The organism is Streptacidiphilus sp. BW17, from assembly GCF_041262485.1.
In the GTDB taxonomy this organism is placed as follows: Bacteria; Actinomycetota; Actinomycetes; order Streptomycetales; family Streptomycetaceae; genus Streptacidiphilus.
This window is the reverse complement of record NZ_JBGCCR010000008.1, coordinates 260,714-276,134: the sequence shown is the minus strand read 5'-3', so window position 1 is coordinate 276,134 and position 15,421 is coordinate 260,714. Positions and strand designations below refer to the sequence as shown.

General features: G+C 71.1%; 13 protein-coding genes. 6 read left to right on the top strand and 7 right to left on the bottom strand.

The annotated features are described in order from the left end of the window. The first annotated feature begins 40 nt into the window (after positions 1-40). Positions 41-379, top strand: a complete 339-nt coding sequence (locus ABH940_RS13265; protein ID WP_370062922.1) for an RNA polymerase-binding protein RbpA — start codon at positions 41-43, stop codon at positions 377-379. Positions 380-798: 419 nt separating this feature from the next. After that, positions 799-1,053 (top strand): DUF2630 family protein, encoded by a 255-nt coding sequence (locus tag ABH940_RS13260; RefSeq protein ID WP_370105328.1) that lies wholly within the window; start codon positions 799-801, stop codon positions 1,051-1,053. A gap of 300 nt (positions 1,054-1,353) precedes the next feature. Here the strand turns inward: ABH940_RS13260 and ABH940_RS13255 are convergent, their stop codons facing one another. Beyond that, the gene (locus ABH940_RS13255; RefSeq protein WP_370105327.1) at positions 1,354-2,259 is read right to left on the bottom strand and encodes a hypothetical protein; all 906 of its coding nucleotides are present in this window, start codon (positions 2,257-2,259) and stop codon (positions 1,354-1,356) included. Between the two features lie 338 nt (positions 2,260-2,597). Here ABH940_RS13255 and ABH940_RS13250 point away from each other — a divergent pair, with 338 nt between their 5' ends. Then, positions 2,598-3,497, top strand: coding sequence for a cyclopropane-fatty-acyl-phospholipid synthase family protein (locus ABH940_RS13250; protein WP_370062916.1), 900 nt, complete (start codon positions 2,598-2,600; stop codon positions 3,495-3,497). 67 nt (positions 3,498-3,564) lie between these two features. Then, on the top strand, positions 3,565-4,725 hold the full coding sequence (locus ABH940_RS13245) for a hypothetical protein (RefSeq protein WP_370105326.1): 1,161 nt from the start codon (positions 3,565-3,567) through the stop codon (positions 4,723-4,725). 56 nt (positions 4,726-4,781) lie between these two features. On the opposite strand, the gene ABH940_RS13240 is transcribed toward ABH940_RS13245, so the two are convergent. From ABH940_RS13240 to ABH940_RS13220, 5 genes are read right to left on the bottom strand one after another with little or no spacing between them, the layout of a single operon-like run. After that, entirely contained in the window at positions 4,782-6,308 is a 1,527-nt protein-coding gene (locus ABH940_RS13240) for a cytochrome P450 (RefSeq protein ID WP_370062912.1), read from the bottom strand. Beyond that, a complete protein-coding gene (locus ABH940_RS13235) occupies positions 6,305-6,955 on the bottom strand; it encodes an ATP/GTP-binding protein (protein WP_370062910.1) in 651 nt (216 codons plus the stop codon). The genes ABH940_RS13240 and ABH940_RS13235 overlap by 4 nt, the downstream gene beginning before the upstream one ends. Then, positions 6,936-7,316, bottom strand: a complete 381-nt coding sequence (locus tag ABH940_RS13230) for a DUF742 domain-containing protein (protein ID WP_370062908.1) — start codon at positions 7,314-7,316, stop codon at positions 6,936-6,938. Before ABH940_RS13230 ends, ABH940_RS13235 begins: the two co-directional genes overlap by 20 nt. Beyond that, positions 7,313-7,720, bottom strand: coding sequence for a roadblock/LC7 domain-containing protein (locus ABH940_RS13225; protein WP_370062906.1), 408 nt, complete (start codon positions 7,718-7,720; stop codon positions 7,313-7,315). Before ABH940_RS13225 ends, ABH940_RS13230 begins: the two co-directional genes overlap by 4 nt. Beyond that, positions 7,717-9,447 carry an ATP-binding protein gene (locus ABH940_RS13220; RefSeq protein WP_370105325.1) on the bottom strand — a complete coding sequence of 577 codons (1,731 nt, stop codon included), beginning with the start codon at positions 9,445-9,447 and terminating at the stop codon, positions 7,717-7,719. The genes ABH940_RS13225 and ABH940_RS13220 overlap by 4 nt, the downstream gene beginning before the upstream one ends. A 642-nt stretch (positions 9,448-10,089) precedes the next feature. On the opposite strand from ABH940_RS13220, the gene ABH940_RS13215 reads away from it, so the two are divergent. Continuing rightward, positions 10,090-10,392, top strand: a complete 303-nt coding sequence (locus ABH940_RS13215) for a putative quinol monooxygenase (RefSeq protein WP_370062902.1) — start codon at positions 10,090-10,092, stop codon at positions 10,390-10,392. Between the two features lie 213 nt (positions 10,393-10,605). Here ABH940_RS13215 and ABH940_RS13210 read toward each other — a convergent pair whose 3' ends face one another. Next, positions 10,606-10,992 (bottom strand): hypothetical protein, encoded by a 387-nt coding sequence (locus ABH940_RS13210; RefSeq protein WP_370062900.1) that lies wholly within the window; start codon positions 10,990-10,992, stop codon positions 10,606-10,608. 674 nt (positions 10,993-11,666) lie between these two features. On the opposite strand from ABH940_RS13210, the gene ABH940_RS13205 reads away from it, so the two are divergent. Then, complete coding sequence (locus ABH940_RS13205) at positions 11,667-15,176, top strand: choice-of-anchor D domain-containing protein (RefSeq protein WP_370105324.1); 3,510 nt, start codon at positions 11,667-11,669, stop codon at positions 15,174-15,176. The last annotated feature ends 245 nt before the right edge of the window (positions 15,177-15,421 follow it).

Below are 15,421 nucleotides of genomic sequence, written 5' to 3'. Positions count from 1 at the left end.
TCATCCGTGGCGTGGACATCGAGGCCGAGGAGAGTAGAGCGTGGCACAGGGACGGACAGGCATCAGGGGCGCGCGCATCGGGTCGGGGCCGCTCGGGGAGCCGGAGCGCGGAGACCTCGCCCCCCGCACGACGGCGTCGTTCTGGTGCAGCAACGGCCACCACAGCAGGCCCAGCTTCGCGATCGAGGCAGTGGTCCCGGATGTCTGGGACTGCCCCAAGTGCGGTCTGCCCGCCGGCCAGGACCCCGACAACACCCCCACCGCGGAGAGCAACGCCCCGTACATGACGCACATGGGCTACGTCCGCCAGCGCCGTAGCCAGGAGGAAGGCGAGATCCTCCTCAACGAGGCACTGGCCAAGCTCCGCGGAACCATCTGACAGCACCGGGTCACGGCAGACCCGACACGGCCCCGCCGTCTCCCGGGATCAATGGTCGCTGCCGCTCGTGACCAGCGCTACCAAGGGGCCGGGGCGGCGCGCGACACCTTCGGTGCGCCGCCCCGGGGAGTCGCCCAGGGGAGGGTGGGCTCCGCCGGGTCAACGAGCGCCCGGCCATGGCGGACACGGGCAGCTTCGGGAGGACTGGGCTGTCGTCCGGACGGCCGGTAGCGCGGCCATCAACGAGCGGAATCGCCTACTCGGCCGGGTCGTTGGCGTCGGCGGCCGGGACTCGGCACAAACCCGGGGGTCCAGAACGGTCGCGCAGCTGCTCGGCCCACCGGGTGTTTCCGGCATGCGCCGGGACCGGTGCGGGCCGAGGATGAGTGGTGTCCACCGCAGCGCACCAGGGAGGCCCGATGGCTGGCGAGCAGAACACTGACATCCTCGGCTCGATCGACCGACTGATCGACACCGAGAAGCAGCTCCGCGCCCGGATTGCCGACGGCAGCGCGGACAGCGACGCCGCCCGAAAGGAGTTGGCTGCGCTGGAGGTGCAGCTGGACCAGTGCTGGGACCTGCTGCGCCAGCGCCGGGCCCGGGTGGAGTTCGGCCAGGACCCGGGCGACGCACGGGTTCGCCCGGCCGCCGAGGTGGAGGGATACGAGTCCTGACGGCCGACCGGGTCTGCCGCCGGCAGTCCCACTGTTGCGGCCGGGCCTCGCAGAGTTGAGCGATCTCCGCGACGAGTCGGGACAGCGGTGGTGGTCCAGTCCAAGCCGTCGGCGGAGGGGCGCATTCCCACGCGAACAGGCCCAGGCCGCTGTACCAGAGCCGCGTGGGGCCGCCGGCGGTCGTTACAGACAGCCGGTACCCGTACCTGTACCGGCGCAGCGACGTGAAGCGGGAAGCCGCTGAGTCCGTCGGACGACCGTGGCAGGAATCCCCGCCCCGTTAGGGCAGGGAGCTGGAAGTCAAGGCGTGTAGCTGCTCTGCTTCAGCGTGACGGCCGGGATGCTGCCGGAGTTCAGCGCCGCCGCGAGATCCTGGGCGTCCTGCCGGGTGAACGAGCCGGAGATCTGCGCCTGGCCGCCGGTGATCGCCACGGAGATGGACGGCGCCGAGACGACGGCGCCGTCCAGTTCGACGGCGAGCTCGTTCTGTGGGGTGGTCTTGGTGGCCAACTCACTGGTCACCTGGGTGAAGGCCGTGGCGCCCTGGCTGTCCATGCTGAGGTTCACCATCCAGCCGCCCGTCTGGGGCGAGGAGGCGGCGCTCGCTCGGCTGATCAAGGCCCCGGTCACTGCCGCCGGGCCCAGCGCGAAGGCCGAGGACGCGAGGGTACCGCCGGTGCCGCCGGTGCCGCCGGTGCCGCCGGTGCCGGCAGTACCGCCAGAACCCCCGGTGCCGCAGACGGCGGCGTCGGCCGCCGGGCCGGCCTCCATGTGGCTCGCGGAGGTGGGCGAAGCCGCCGGGCAGGACAGTGCGGCGTAGGCGGACGCGATGTCGGCGGGCGCCGCGCCCTGCTGCGCCGCCTGGCCGGCCCCGACCGTGCGGACTGCCAGGACCGGCCTCAGGTAGAGCGTCCCGCTCCGCCCCAGCGCAGCGAGGCGCCCGCGCTGGTCGCCGCGCATCGTTACGGACACGCCGTCCGCCACCACCTGCGCGTGCACCTCGGCCATGCCGAGCGCGACCGCCCGCTTCTGCAGCATCTGCGCCAACTGCTGCTCCTGCGTGGGGCTCAGCGGCTCCTGTGGCGCGAAGACCGCCACGGTGTGCGGGTCGTCGGCCGGCGTGGACGTGGACGTCGACGAGAGCAGCGAGCAACCGCTCAGCGCGGCGAGCAACAGGCAGGCGGCCAAGGGGCGGTAGGTCTTCACGCTTCGCACGCTAGCTGGCCCGCACTGCGGTCCGTCCGACGATCGCCAAATCGGCCAAATCGTGACGCGCGCATGAGAGTCCCAGCTTTCTCAGCACTCGCCCGCAGTCGCGGCAGCTCAGCATCTGGGTGGCGGCTCCCACCGGAGGGGGTGAAGGCGCGACTCCCGGTTTCGCGCGGGGGCCTTTGCGCCAAATCCGGTCGGTTAACGGCCAAGTGCTGTCCGAATATGACCGGGGCAGCACAGCCCTGGTGCAGGTTTGTGCAACAACTCGTTCCGCATGGCTCAGTTCAGGGGTGGTTTTCGTGGACAACGGGTTCACTCGTGGTTCTGGTGCCTTGGAGACTCTGGAGGACTTCGGCGGTGCGACCCTCGAGTTCGACGCCGCGCAGGTGCCCCTCTACTACGCGTCCAAGACGCAGGCCATCATCCACAAGTACGGTCCGGGTCCACGGATCCACTTCCACGTGGGCCTCTTCGAGAGAGGCGAGACACCGAACACCTCCGTGGCGCAGGATGTGATCCGAAGACGCCTGGTGCGATCACAGGAGGCCATGGTCGAGCGGGCGGCCTGGCTGTGGGACGTGGCGGACCGAACCCCCGAGACGATCCTGGACGTCGGCTGCGGACTTGGCGGCGGGGCGATCCTGTGGGCGCAGCGCTACGGGGCCACCGTGACCGCGCTGACGGTGGCCGGTGAGCACGTACCCCTGATCCACCGGTTCGCTGACGCCGCACAAGTGGGCCACCTGGTGCAGCCCCGGCTCGCGGACGTTCACGAACTGCGCGACGTGCGGTGCTACGACGCCGCCGTCGCCTTCGAGAGCTCCGGCTACATGGACCGCGCACGCCTGTTCCGGGTGATGGCACAGGCCCTGCGCCCCGGCGGCTGGTTCGGCGTGCAGGAGCACTTCGTCCGGCGACCGGAGTGGACCGGCTTCATCGACGGCTACTACCACACCCGGCTCGGCACGCTCACCGAGTACATCACCGCCGCCCGCGAGGCGGGCTTCGAACTCGAGCAGGACGAGGAAGTCACGGATCGGGTCGCGGAGTTCTGGCTGCAGAGCATGGCCTGGTCGACGCTCGAGCTGGATCGTGTGCGCGGGAGCTCGGGCGGCCCCGTGGCCGAGGAGCGACTGACCGAGTCCGCGCTCACCCACGGCACGTTCTACCGGCTGTGGCGGGACCGGGGCATCGAGACCCGCATTCTTCAGTTCCGCCTCCGGGCGGCCTGACGTGGCGTGGCGTCGACTCCTGGGGCAGGAAGCCAGGCAGGAAGCGAGGCAGGAGGCGCGGCCCGCCGTGGACCGTCCGGGACGCGGCGGCCGGGTCCCGGCGATCGGGTGGGAGCTGCCACCGTTCTGGTGTCCCCTCACGCCTGCCAGGTTCCGCGACACGACCGGTCTCGAAGCGCGGGCGATGGCCTGGGCGGACGCGCACGGCCTGTACCCGGACCAGGTCGAGCGGGCTTGGGGACAGGCCACCCACAGCACCGACTTCAGCTGCCGGATCATCCCCTACGCGGACGAGGAGCGGCTGCTGCTGTTCATCCTCTGGAACCACTGGGCGTTCGCCCTGGACGACCTCGTGCACGACACCGGGGAGGCCACCACCCGGGCAGCCGCCGTCACAGCGTTCAACTCCCGTGTCGCGCGCGGGCTGGAGACGCCCGGCGCGGGTGGGGTCTCCCCGGGGCCGCTGTCCGAGGCGTTCGAGGACCTGGTGCGGCGCACCCGCGCGGCCCTCGACCCCTGGGAGTTCCAGCTGGTGCGCGAGGGGCTGCGGGACTGGCTCTTCGGCGCGGCCTGGCAGGCCGGCAACACCGAGCGGGCCGTCATGCCGGATCTGGAGGACTACGTCGCGATGCGTCCGTCGGTCAACGGGACGCGGTTCTCGCTGGCGTGGAGCGTCCTGGCCCAGCGGATTCCCGTGGGGCCGCTCGAGCTGTACGACGACCGGGTGCAGACGCTGACGGACGTCGCGGGATTCGTGGTCAGCTGCGACAACGACATGTTCTCCTACGCCAAGGACGACGGCCAGGACCGGCCCGAGCAGAACCTGGTGAACGTCCTGGCGCACACACGCGGGTGTCCCCCGCGGCTCGCGGTGGCCGACGCCCGGGCGCTCCGGGACCGGGTGATGGGCCTGTTCCTGCGGCTGCGCGCGCAGGTGGCCGCGGACGCGAGCCCGGCACTCGGGCGGTATCTCGACGCACTCGGCCACTACGTCGTCGGCAGCATCGGCTGGATGAACGAGGCCCCGAGGTACGCCAGTCCGCGCAACCGCAACCCTGTCCCCGTCGCGGGGGTGACCTGGGGCGCCCGCTGGAGCAGCGGGCCCAGCGACCCCTCCCCCGAGCCGCCGCCGCTGCGCGCGATGGCCTGGTGGTGGGCGACGGCGCGAGCTGAGCGACGGACCGGGGGTTCGAACGGGGACGGGATGTCGGCGGCAGACCTCAGGTGACCTGGGTCAGCGCTGCGTGATCGGATGCGTGATCACATGCGTGATCGCATGGGTGATCATCGACTGAGCAGCCGGATCAACAGCGCGCGGAGCCGTCCCGGCCGGCGTGCCGGATTCTCCCCGGTCGGCGCGGCGTCCACGCCCGGCCTCGGTGCGGATGCCTGATGCACCTGCCCGGCGCCGCCGCCCAGGTCGGGCGTGACCGTGGGCGCGGCGTCTCCCTGGCCGACCCCCCAGGCCGGCGCGGGTTCGGGAGTCCGAGTCGAGCGCACCATCGACGGGAGGGAGAACTCCACCGGAAGCGCCGTGAGATGACGTGACATCAGGGACGAACGCCAGCGCAGCTCCGCCTCCGGGACCGCGAGCTGAAGGTCGGGCAGCCTGGACATCAGCGTGTCGATGCCGGTGTCCGCGATGGCTCGCGCCATGTCCTGACCTGGACACTCGTGCGGGCCGCCACCGAACGCCAGGTGGGAGCGGTTGCCGTGGACCGGTGTGGTGGGGTCGGGTCGCACCGCCGGATCCATGTTCCCGGCGGCCAGGCCGAGGAGCAGCATGTCGCCCTGGGCGATCTGCTGGCCGCCCAGCTCCGTCGGGCCTGTCGCCCACCGGCCCAGGATGGTGGTGAACGGCGGCTCGTCCCACAGCACCTGCTCCAACGCGTCCGGCAGGGTCATCTGGCCGCCGGTCAGGCTGGCACGGAAACGCTGGTCGGTCAGGGTCAGCCGCAGGGTGTTGGTAATGAGGTTGGCGGTGGTCTCGAACGCCGCGATCAGAACCAGCCGCAGGTGCTGCACGAGTTCGTCGGTGTCGAGCCCGGCGGGGTGAGCGATCAGCCAGGAGGCGAAGTCGGGGCCCGGGGTCTGCCGCTTCCGGTCCACGAGCTGCTCCAGCGCGGCTGCGACGTACTGGTAGCTGGCCACGGCCGTCTCGGTGCCCTGGATCATGTCCCGGGCGGCGGTGACGATGCGCGGGCCGAACTCGTCGGGCATCCCCAGCAACTGGGTCAGCACCAGCATCGGCAGCGGCTCGGCGAACTGGCCCACCAGCTCCGCCGTGCCGCCGTCGCCGAAGGCGTCGATGAGCTGGTCGGCGAACCGGGTGACGTGCCGCCGGACACCGCGCCGGTCGAACCGGGCCAGGCTGTCGGTGACCGCGGACCGCAGCCGCTTGTGCTCGGCGCCGTCGGCGAAGTTGCACAGGGGCTGCCAGGCCGCGATCGGGGTGAGCGGGTGCTCGGGGCCCAACAGCCCCTCCTGGAAGGCGTGCCAGCGACGGGAGTCGCGGGAGAAGCGGGACGGAGTACGGGCCACGTCCAGGTTCTCCCGGTGCCCCAGCACGAGCCAGGCAGGCAGCCCGTCCGCGACCAGGACGGGCGCGACCGGGCCGTGCTCGGCGCGCAGCTTCTCGTACAGACCCATCGGGTCGGTCTCGGCCTCGGGCCCGAACAGTAGGCGCAGCGCGTCCGGCGTCAGCCCGGCGACCGGGCAGCCACCGGATGCTGCCCCGGAGGGCGGCGCGGTCGGCGCCGGGCCGCTCGGGTGGGCGTCGGGGACGGCCCCGTCGGCAGCGGAGAGAGTCACGTGAGCTCCAGAGCGGTCGTGAGCGAGTGGAGGTAGTGCATGAGTGCGAGCAGTACGTCGCGCCCGGAGTCCTGGGCGCGCGCGTCGCAGGTGACGATCGGGACGGCCGGAGGCAGGTCCAGTGCGGCGCGCAGGTCCTCGACGTCGTAGCGGGGGGACTCCGGGAAGGCGTTGACGGCGACGACGAACGGCACGCCGCGTTCCTCCAGGCGCCCCAGCACGTCGAAGCTGACTTCGAGCCGCCGGGTGTCGACCAGGACCACCGCGCCCAACGCCCCCTCGAACAGGCCGCCCCACAGGAACCAGAACCGCTCCTGGCCGGGCGTGCCGAACAGGTAGAGCACCAGCCGTTCGTCGATGCTGATGCGGCCGAAGTCCATGGCCACGGTGGTCCGGGTCTTGGTGCGCACCCCGCTGGGGTCGTCGACCCCGGCACCGGCCTGGGTCATCGTCTCCTCGGTGGTCAACGGCCGGATCTCGCTGACCGCTCCGACGAACGTGGTCTTGCCGACGCCGAAGCCGCCGACGACGACCACCTTCACGGCGGCGGCGGCCGTGTGCGGCAGCAGGTCCTCACGGCGGGGCCCACCGGTTTCCTGAGCACTCTCGTGCCCGAAGCCCTCGGGCTCAGAGCCTCTGTAGTCCATTGATCACTGCCTCGAGCAATTCGCGGTCGGGTAGGACGGCAATCGGAACCGGCCCACGCACCTGGACGCCGCCGCGGCCCTGCAGCTCCGCCAGCAGCACAGTGATGACGCTCACCGGAAGGTGCAGGTAGGCGGAGATCTCCGCGACGGACAGGGGGGTGGTGCACAGGCGCAGAATCGCCGCCTGCTCCGGCGGGGTCATCGGGTCCGGCCCGGCCTGGGTGACGACGAGTGAGACCAGTTCGATCGACCTGTGGCCCGTCGACGCCGACCGGCCCCCGGTGATCACGTAGAGCCGCTCCGGGGTCTCCTCGTCCCACAGGTCGGGGCCGGGCGGCCCGCCGTGGTGCTGGTCGGTCATCCAGCCGACCCGTCGACGCGCGGCGGTGTCGTGAGGTGCTCGCCGATGCGGGCGACCAGGTCGCGCATCCGCTGACCCATCAGGCCGGCGTCGACGCCCTCCTCCGCGAGCACCGCGAGGTAGGCCCGTTCTCCGGCCGCCATCAGGTAGAAGAAGCCGCCGGTCATCTCGATGACCACCATGCGCATCCTGCCGTCGCCCTGCGGGAGTTCGTCAGCGACGGCCCGGGCGAGGCTCTGCAGTCCGGCGCACGCGGCCGCGAGGCGGTCGGCGGTGTCGTCGTCGGTGCCGTACTGGGCCATCCGCAGTCCGTCGGCGGAGAGCACCACCACGTGCCGGGTCTGCGGGACGCTCTCAGCGAGGTCGCGGAGCAACCAGTCCATGTTCGATCGCTGAGAAATCATCCGAGGTCACCCCGTTCGCGCGCACCTGTGTTGTCCTCGCTGTCACCTCCGCTGGCGCCGGGTCGCGGCCCGGCTCCGGCGCCCGGGCTGTGCCCCGGTTGATCGCTGACGCCGCCTTGGAAGGCGGACAGCCACAGTCCCGGCTGGACGCCTTCCCGCTGTTCCGGCTGTTCCCGCTGTTCCGACTGCTCCGGCGCAGCCGCGTGTCGGGCTCGGCCCGCCGCACCGGTCACCGGGGCGGGGCTGCCGGTCAGGTCGGCACGGAGCGCGCGGCGCCGCCGCTGTGGCAGGCCGGTCGCAGGCACCGGCGAAGACTCCCCGGCGGGTAGCGCCTGGGCCGACAGGGAGTCGGGAGCGGGGGCTCCGAGGCCGAGGGCCTCCGCACCGGCGATCCGCGCCTGGGCGGGCACACCGTCGGTACGCACCGAGCCGAGTGGCGCGGGTTCGGGCCGCGGAGCCCCGGCGGACCGGAGTGACGGCGCGACAGAACGTTCGCGCTCAGGCAGCGACGGCCCGTCCCAGCCGGGGCGCGAGCCGGAGGCCGCACCGATGCCGTGCGCCACGCCGGTGCCCGGCGCGCTGGTGATCTGACCCTCGGGAACGATCAGCACCGCCCGCACGCCGCCGTAGGCGGAGGGGCGCAGTGACACCTGGAACCCGTTGGCCTGCGCGAGCCGGCCGACCACGGCCAGCCCCAGCCGCGGCGTCTCTCCGAGGTCGTTGAGGTCGATGCCGGCCTGCGCCTCCCGCAGCATCCGCTCGGCCCGGGCGCGCCCTTCCTCGCTGAGGCTGAGCCCCCCGTCCTCGATCTCCACGGCGATGCCGCTCTGCACCTCCGCCGCCGTCAGATGGACGCGGGTGTGGGGCGGCGAGTACCGGGTCGCATTGTCGAGCAGCTCCGCCAGCGCGTGGATCAGCGGCTCGACGGCGGGGCCGATGACGGCCACCTCGGAGACGGGGTGCAACTCGACCCGTTGGTAGTCCAGGATCCGCGACATCGCGCCACGCAGAACGCTGTAGAGCGGCACCGCCCTGCCCCACTGCCGTCCCGGCCGCGCGCCGCCAAGGACGGCGATGGAGTCGGCGAGCCGCCCGACCAGCGCGTTGCCGTGGTCGAGCCGCAGCAGGTCGTCGAAGACGGCGGGGTCCTCGCCGTGCCGGTCCTCCATGGCCCGCAGGTCCTGGGCCTGCCTGTGCACGACGGCCTGGACGCGCCGGGCGATGTTGACGAAGGCTCGCTGCGCGGACTCGCGCAGCGCCTCCTCGGCGTCGACGGCCTCCAGCACCGTCCGCAGCGCGACCTGCGCGGCAGCCTGGAACTCCGGGGTGACCGTACCTTCGGGAGCGGCGGAGTCCTTCAGGATGTCGTCGATGAAGTCGCCACGCTGGATGCGTTCGACGGCCCTGGGGAGCAGTCCTTCCGCCAGATAGAGGAGTTGAGCCTCCTGCGCTTCCAGTCGGCGGCGTGACAGTTCCTCCCCCGCCAACTGCCTTCTGCCGAGTTCGGCCAGGTCCCGCCGACGCCGGGCGACCTCGGCCGACAGGGCCGCGACCACCAGGGTCGAGAAGAGCCCGCAGCCGAGGACCACCCACCTCCCGTCTCCCGGCACGAAGGCCGACGAGCCCAACGAAGCGAGTGCGACCGCAACGGCGGACAGGAACCAGGGGTTTGGGGAGGGGGCGGTCAGGGAGTGTCCATCGCCGGGCGAGGAACCAGCACGAACCATGGGGGTCCTTGGGAATCGAGGAACGGCATGGTCATGCACCCGTCACTGCGATCCGCAGACGGCACACAGGCATCGGGGCATGAGTCAGCGGATCCCCCGTACGCACCGGGCGTACGTCCCAGTGGGCCACCGAGAGCGCTGACACCATCTCGGGCCGCCCAGCAGCATAGTGGCGAATCGGGAGGCAAGTGCCAGATCCATATGCTTGGGCCATACGGGGTGTGACGCGGCGTCACTTCCAATAGGATGCCAAACTGGACTGTGCCGCAAGCTAGTTGAAGCTCCTGTCACGAAGCGGTGCCCTTGCGCGTCTCGTGGGCGTCCGCAGGCCGACCGTGCAGTTCAGGCGGCCTTGCGGTATTCGCTGAGCACACCCCCAGGCCGGTCGCGCCAGCGTATGTCCAGCTCGATCCGGCGCGGATCGAGCGGCCCGGAAGTCACCCGAACGGGTACCGCGGGCAGGGACCGGAGTCCGACCGGTGCCGTTCCGACCTCGTTGGCGGGCCGCTGTTGGTCCGATCCGGCGGACCAGCCCCGCCGCAGAGCGCGGCGCACCGTCCAAGCCTGCCGCGCGGCGTACCGTCGGCAAGCAGCCCGGGCCCGATACCGCCGGGCAGCTGCCGACGCCGATGGAGCGCATGTATGACCTCACGGCTGGGCCTGCTGGCCCGCATCGACGCACGCCCCGAACACGCCGACAAAGTCGAGCAGTTGCTCACCGACGCCGTGGACCTGGCACGCCAGGAGAGCGGCACCGTGACCTGGTTCGCCTTCAGACTCGGACCCGCGGCCTTCGGCATCTTCGACACCTTCGCCGACGAGCAGGGCCGCGACGACCACCTGAGCGGCCCCATCGCCGCAGCCTTGGGCGACGCCGCGCCCTCCCTGCTCGCCACCCCGCCGCACATCGACCGCATCGACATCCTGGCCTCCACCCCGTTGTAGCCGCCACACCTGCGCCAGCCCCGGGGGTTGCGAGCGCGGGCGACCAGCGCACCCAAAACCGTTCGGGACGCGCGCAGTGAACAGCAATGGGTCCAAGACCCACTCCTGCACGCTGAAGAGGAACGGTGTGAGACCCAACCAGTGGAGGTTCCAGATGTCCGAGCTCACACCGCACGCGTAAGTGACGGCTCCGACCGCACGGGCCGGGCACCCTCACCGGGCCCAGTCGCCGTCCCAGCCGGTCCCGCGGCGCTGCTCCTTCGCCGCCTTGCGCGCGGCCGCCATTCCCGGCGACATGCCGCGGTACGTCGTCCTGTCCTCGCGCCACTCGCGTACGGCGGCAATCTCCATCGCATGGGTGGAGTTGGGGTGCGCGCGTCGGTACGCCGCGAGCCAGGCGGTGAACTCGGGGGACGAATCCGGCGTGCCCGTGCCCGTGGGCGTAGGTGCCGGTGCCGGCGGAGCGGCCGATGCGGTCGGACGGTACGTCGGCGGGGGCGCCGGGCGCGGTTCCGGGCGGCGGAGCGCCAGGGCGATCATCAGCGCGAAGAACAGCACAACCGGCGCCAGCACCAGCCCCAGCACAATCCACCCGACCACGCGGCCACCTCACTTCTCTCGGCCCAGGCATACCCACACAGTCCGCGCACAGTCCGCGCGCGGTCCGAGCCTCCCGGGCGGGCGGCCCTTGCACTCGACCGGGCCCGGATGCCACTCACGTGCCCACGTAAACGGCTTGCGCGGATAGAGCAAGATTCCGGCACTGCTTGCAGCAAACGATGCGGCCGTCAATTCATGCCCGACACCGGCTCAAGCGTGGCGCACGGGACCCCAGCCACAGGGCTCGACCAGGGAACACGTCGCGAGCGCCGCAGTGGTTCCGGCCCCACCGCCTACCTCATGGCTTTTCATATCGCCGCAAAAAACTGGCAATTACAGCGAGAGATATTGCGCAGAGGTGTCGTGGGGATTACGGTTCCAGCCGCGCAACCGTCCCACCTGCTCCCCCTGCCGGACCTTGTCATGCCCGTTTCCGCATCACCCCGTACGGCGTCATGCCCGTTTCTGCGTCATGCCCGTACTGCCTGGTGTCCGTTGCACGGCATCGCTCCGGCCGCTCCGCGCCTGGCACGTTCCCACCCAGGACGTGCCGGACGACCACCCCTTCCGGTTCCAAGGAGCACCTTTTGTCCAAGCTGATACGCACGCTGAGACGCGCTGCGGCAGGGGTCGCCAGTACGGCGCTCCTGACGGGCGCCTTCGCTCTTGCGCCGATGACAACGCCGCACGCGTTCGCCGCCACGCCGGTCGCGACCGGCGGGAGCGGCGCGAGTCTGCCCTACGCGGAGGTGCAGGCGGAGAGCTCGCCCACCAACGGCACGGTCATCGGCCCCAGCTACACCCAGGGGCAGCTCGCCGACGAGGCCTCGGGCCGCAAGGCGGTGACGCTGGCCGGCAACGGCAGCGGACAGTACGTCAGTTTCACCACGCCGGTGGCCACCAACTCGATCGACTTCCGCTACTCGATCCCGGACAGCTCGGACGGCTCGGTCTACACCGCGCCGCTCTCGCTCTACGTCAACGGCGTCAAGCAGAGCGACTTCACGCTCACGAACGCCTACAGCTGGTACTACGGCAGCTACCCGTTCACCAACACGCCGAGCAGCGGGAACCCGCACCACTTCTTCGACGAGGTGCACCGGCTCTTCAACACCACCTATCCCCAGGGCACCACCTTCACGCTCCAGGTGGACTCCGAGGACACGGCCTCCTCCTACAGCCTCGACTTCGCCGACTTCGAGAACGTCGGCCCGGCCCTGACCCAGCCCGCGGGCTCGGTCTCGGTCACCAGCGAGGGCGCTGACCCGACCGGCGCGACCGACTCCACAAGCGCCTTCAACGCCGCCATCACCGCGGCCGGAGCCGGCGGCGCGGTGTGGATCCCGCCGGGGACCTACGACATCCCGGGCCACATCAGCGTCAACAACGTCACCGTCGCGGGCGCCGGCATGTGGTACTCGACGGTCACCGGCACGGCGCCCGGCTTCTACGGCAACTCGGCGCCGAACCCGAGCACCGGCGTGCACCTGCAGAACTTCGCCATCCTCGGCAACGTCCAGGAACGCTGCGACAGTTGCCAGGTCAACGGCATCGGCGGCGCGATGTCGAACTCGACGGTGTCAAACCTGTGGATCGAGCACATGAAGGTCGGCGCCTGGATGGACGGCCCGATGGACTCGCTGACCTTCAGTGGCATGCGGATTCGCGACACCACCGCCGACGGCATCAACTTCCACGGCGGGGTCACCAACTCCAAGGTGACCAACAGCGACATCCGCAACACCGGTGACGACGGCATCGCCACCTGGGCCGACTCCGGCATCGGCGCGGACGCCAACGACACCATCTCGAACAACACGGTCCAGCTGCAGATGCTGGCCAACGGCATCGCCATCTACGGCGGCCACGACAACACCGTCACCGGCAACCTGGTCGAGGACACCGGGGTCACCCAGGGCGGCGGCATCCAGGTCGGCCAGCGGTTCACCTCCACCCCGGTCGGCACCACGACCATTTCGAACAACACGCTGATCCGTGACGGCGACCTCGACCCGAACTGGCAGTTCGGCGTCGGCGCGCTCTGGTTCGACGGCAGCCAGGGCGCTATCACCGGCCCGGTCAACGTGACCAACGACCTGATCGAGCAGAGCCCGTTCGAGGCCGTGCAGTGGGTCGAGGGCACGATCAGCGGCGTCAACCTCAACACCGTGACCATCAACGGGACCGGGACCTTCGCGCTGCAGGAGCAGACCGGCGGCGCGGCCACCTTCCAGAACGTCACCGCCACCGGGGTCGCGCAGACCAACGCGGGCAACGCGCCGAGCTACAACTGCGAGGGCACGGCCTTCGCGATCACCGACAACGGCGGCAGCTCCGGGATCAGCCCGACCCAGTGCAACGGCTGGCCGACCCCGGTCTACCCGCCCTATCCCCCGACCGGCGTCACCGCCTCCCCGAGTGCGCTCGGCTTCGGCTCGCAGGCGACCGGGAGCACCAGCACCGCGCAGACGGTGACGGTGACCAACCCGACCTCCGCCGCCGCGTCGGTGTCGTCGATCGCGGCCACGGGCGACTTCGCCCAGACCAACACCTGCGGCGGCTCCATCGCGGCGGACGGCTCCTGCACCGTCAGCGTCACCTTCTCGCCGACGGCGACCGGAAGCCGCACCGGCAGTCTCACCGTCGACGCGGGAGGGGTCACCAACACGGTCGCGCTGTCCGGTACCGGAACCGCCCCCGGGCCGGTGCTCGGGGCGAGCCCGGCCGGACTGACCTTCGGCGATACCGCCGTCGGCGCCACCGCCTCGGCGAAGGCGGTGACGATCACCAACTCCGGGACGACCTCGGCCTCGGTGTCCGGGGTGTCGGTCAGCGGTGACTTCACGCAGACAAACAACTGCGGCACCATCGCCGTCGGCGCCTCCTGCACGGTGAACGTCGGCTTCGCGCCGACCGCGGCGGGCACCCGCACCGGCACCTTGACCGTGACGAGCAACGCCAACAACTCCCCCACGACCGTGGCCCTCAGTGGGACGGCCGCCGACAGCACCACCGACATCGCCGCCGGGCAGCCGGCGTCGGCCAGCTCCAGCAACGGCTCCTACGTCCCGGCCAACCTGACCGACGCCGACCCGAACACCTACTGGGAGAGCGCCAACGGCTCCTTCCCGCAGTGGGCGCAGGTCGACCTCGGCCAGAACTGGAGCGTCGGCAAGATCGTGCTGCGGCTGCCGCCCTCCACGGCCTGGGGCACGCGCACCGAGACGCTCTCCGTGCTCGGCTCGACCGACGGCACCAACTTCTCCACCATCGTCGGCTCGGCGGGCTACAACTTCGACCCGAACGCCGACAACAACACCGTCACCATCCCGTTCTCGGCGACCACCGCCCGGTACGTGCGGGTCGACATCACCGCGAACACCGGCTGGGCGGCGGGACAGCTCTCCGACTTCGCGGTCTACCCGAGCGCGGGCGGCGGCTCCTCGACCGCAACGCTCTCGGCGGCCCCGACCTCGCTGAGCTTCGCCGGACAGGCCGTCAACTCGACCAGCGCGGCGCAGTCGGTCACCGTCACCAACACCGGTTCGGCCGCCGCGTCGATCTCCTCGGTCACCACCAGCGGGGACTTCGCGCAGAAGAACACCTGCGGCAGTTCCCTCGCCGCGAACGCCTCCTGCACCGTCAGCGTCACCTTCACCCCGACCGCGGCGGGCACCCGTACCGGCAGCGTCAGCGTTACCGGCAACGCGTCCGACAGCCCGCTGACGATCGCCCTGACCGGGACGGGCACCAGCACCGCCCCGACCAACCTCGCGCTCAACACGGCGACGAGCGAGTCGAGCAACACGCAGAACTACGTCTCGTCCAACGTCACCGACGGCAACCAGGCCACCTACTGGGAGAGCGCCAACGGCAGCTTCCCGCAGTGGGTACAGGCCGACCTCGGCTCGGCGCAGAGCGTCAGCCGCGTCGTCCTGGAGCTGCCGAACAGCACGGCGTGGGCCGCGCGCAACCAGACGCTGTCGCTGCTGGGCAGCAGCGACGGCACCAACTTCACCACCGTCGTCGCCTCGGCCACCTACACCTTCGACCCGAACGTCAACAGCAACACGGTGACCATCACCTTCCCGGCGACCACCGAGCGGTACTGGCGGGTCGACATCACCGCCAACACCGGCTGGTCCGCCGGTCAGCTCTCCGAGTTCCAGATCTTCAACAACTGACCTGAGGACAACGAGAGAGGCCAGTAGGACGGGTGCCACCGCGGGAGCCTCCAGCCTCCCGCGGTGGCACGCCATGTTCCTGCGCCCTGTGGCGGAGCCGACCGGTCCGATCGGCTCCGCGGCCCGGTCCCCCCGGAGCGGGGCCTGCCGAGAGCTGTTCGGGTGACCCCCGCACCATCCGGGATGCCGCGTCCCTCGGCCTGGAACACCTGTCGGTGGACCCCTGCCACGCTCCCGGAAGGATC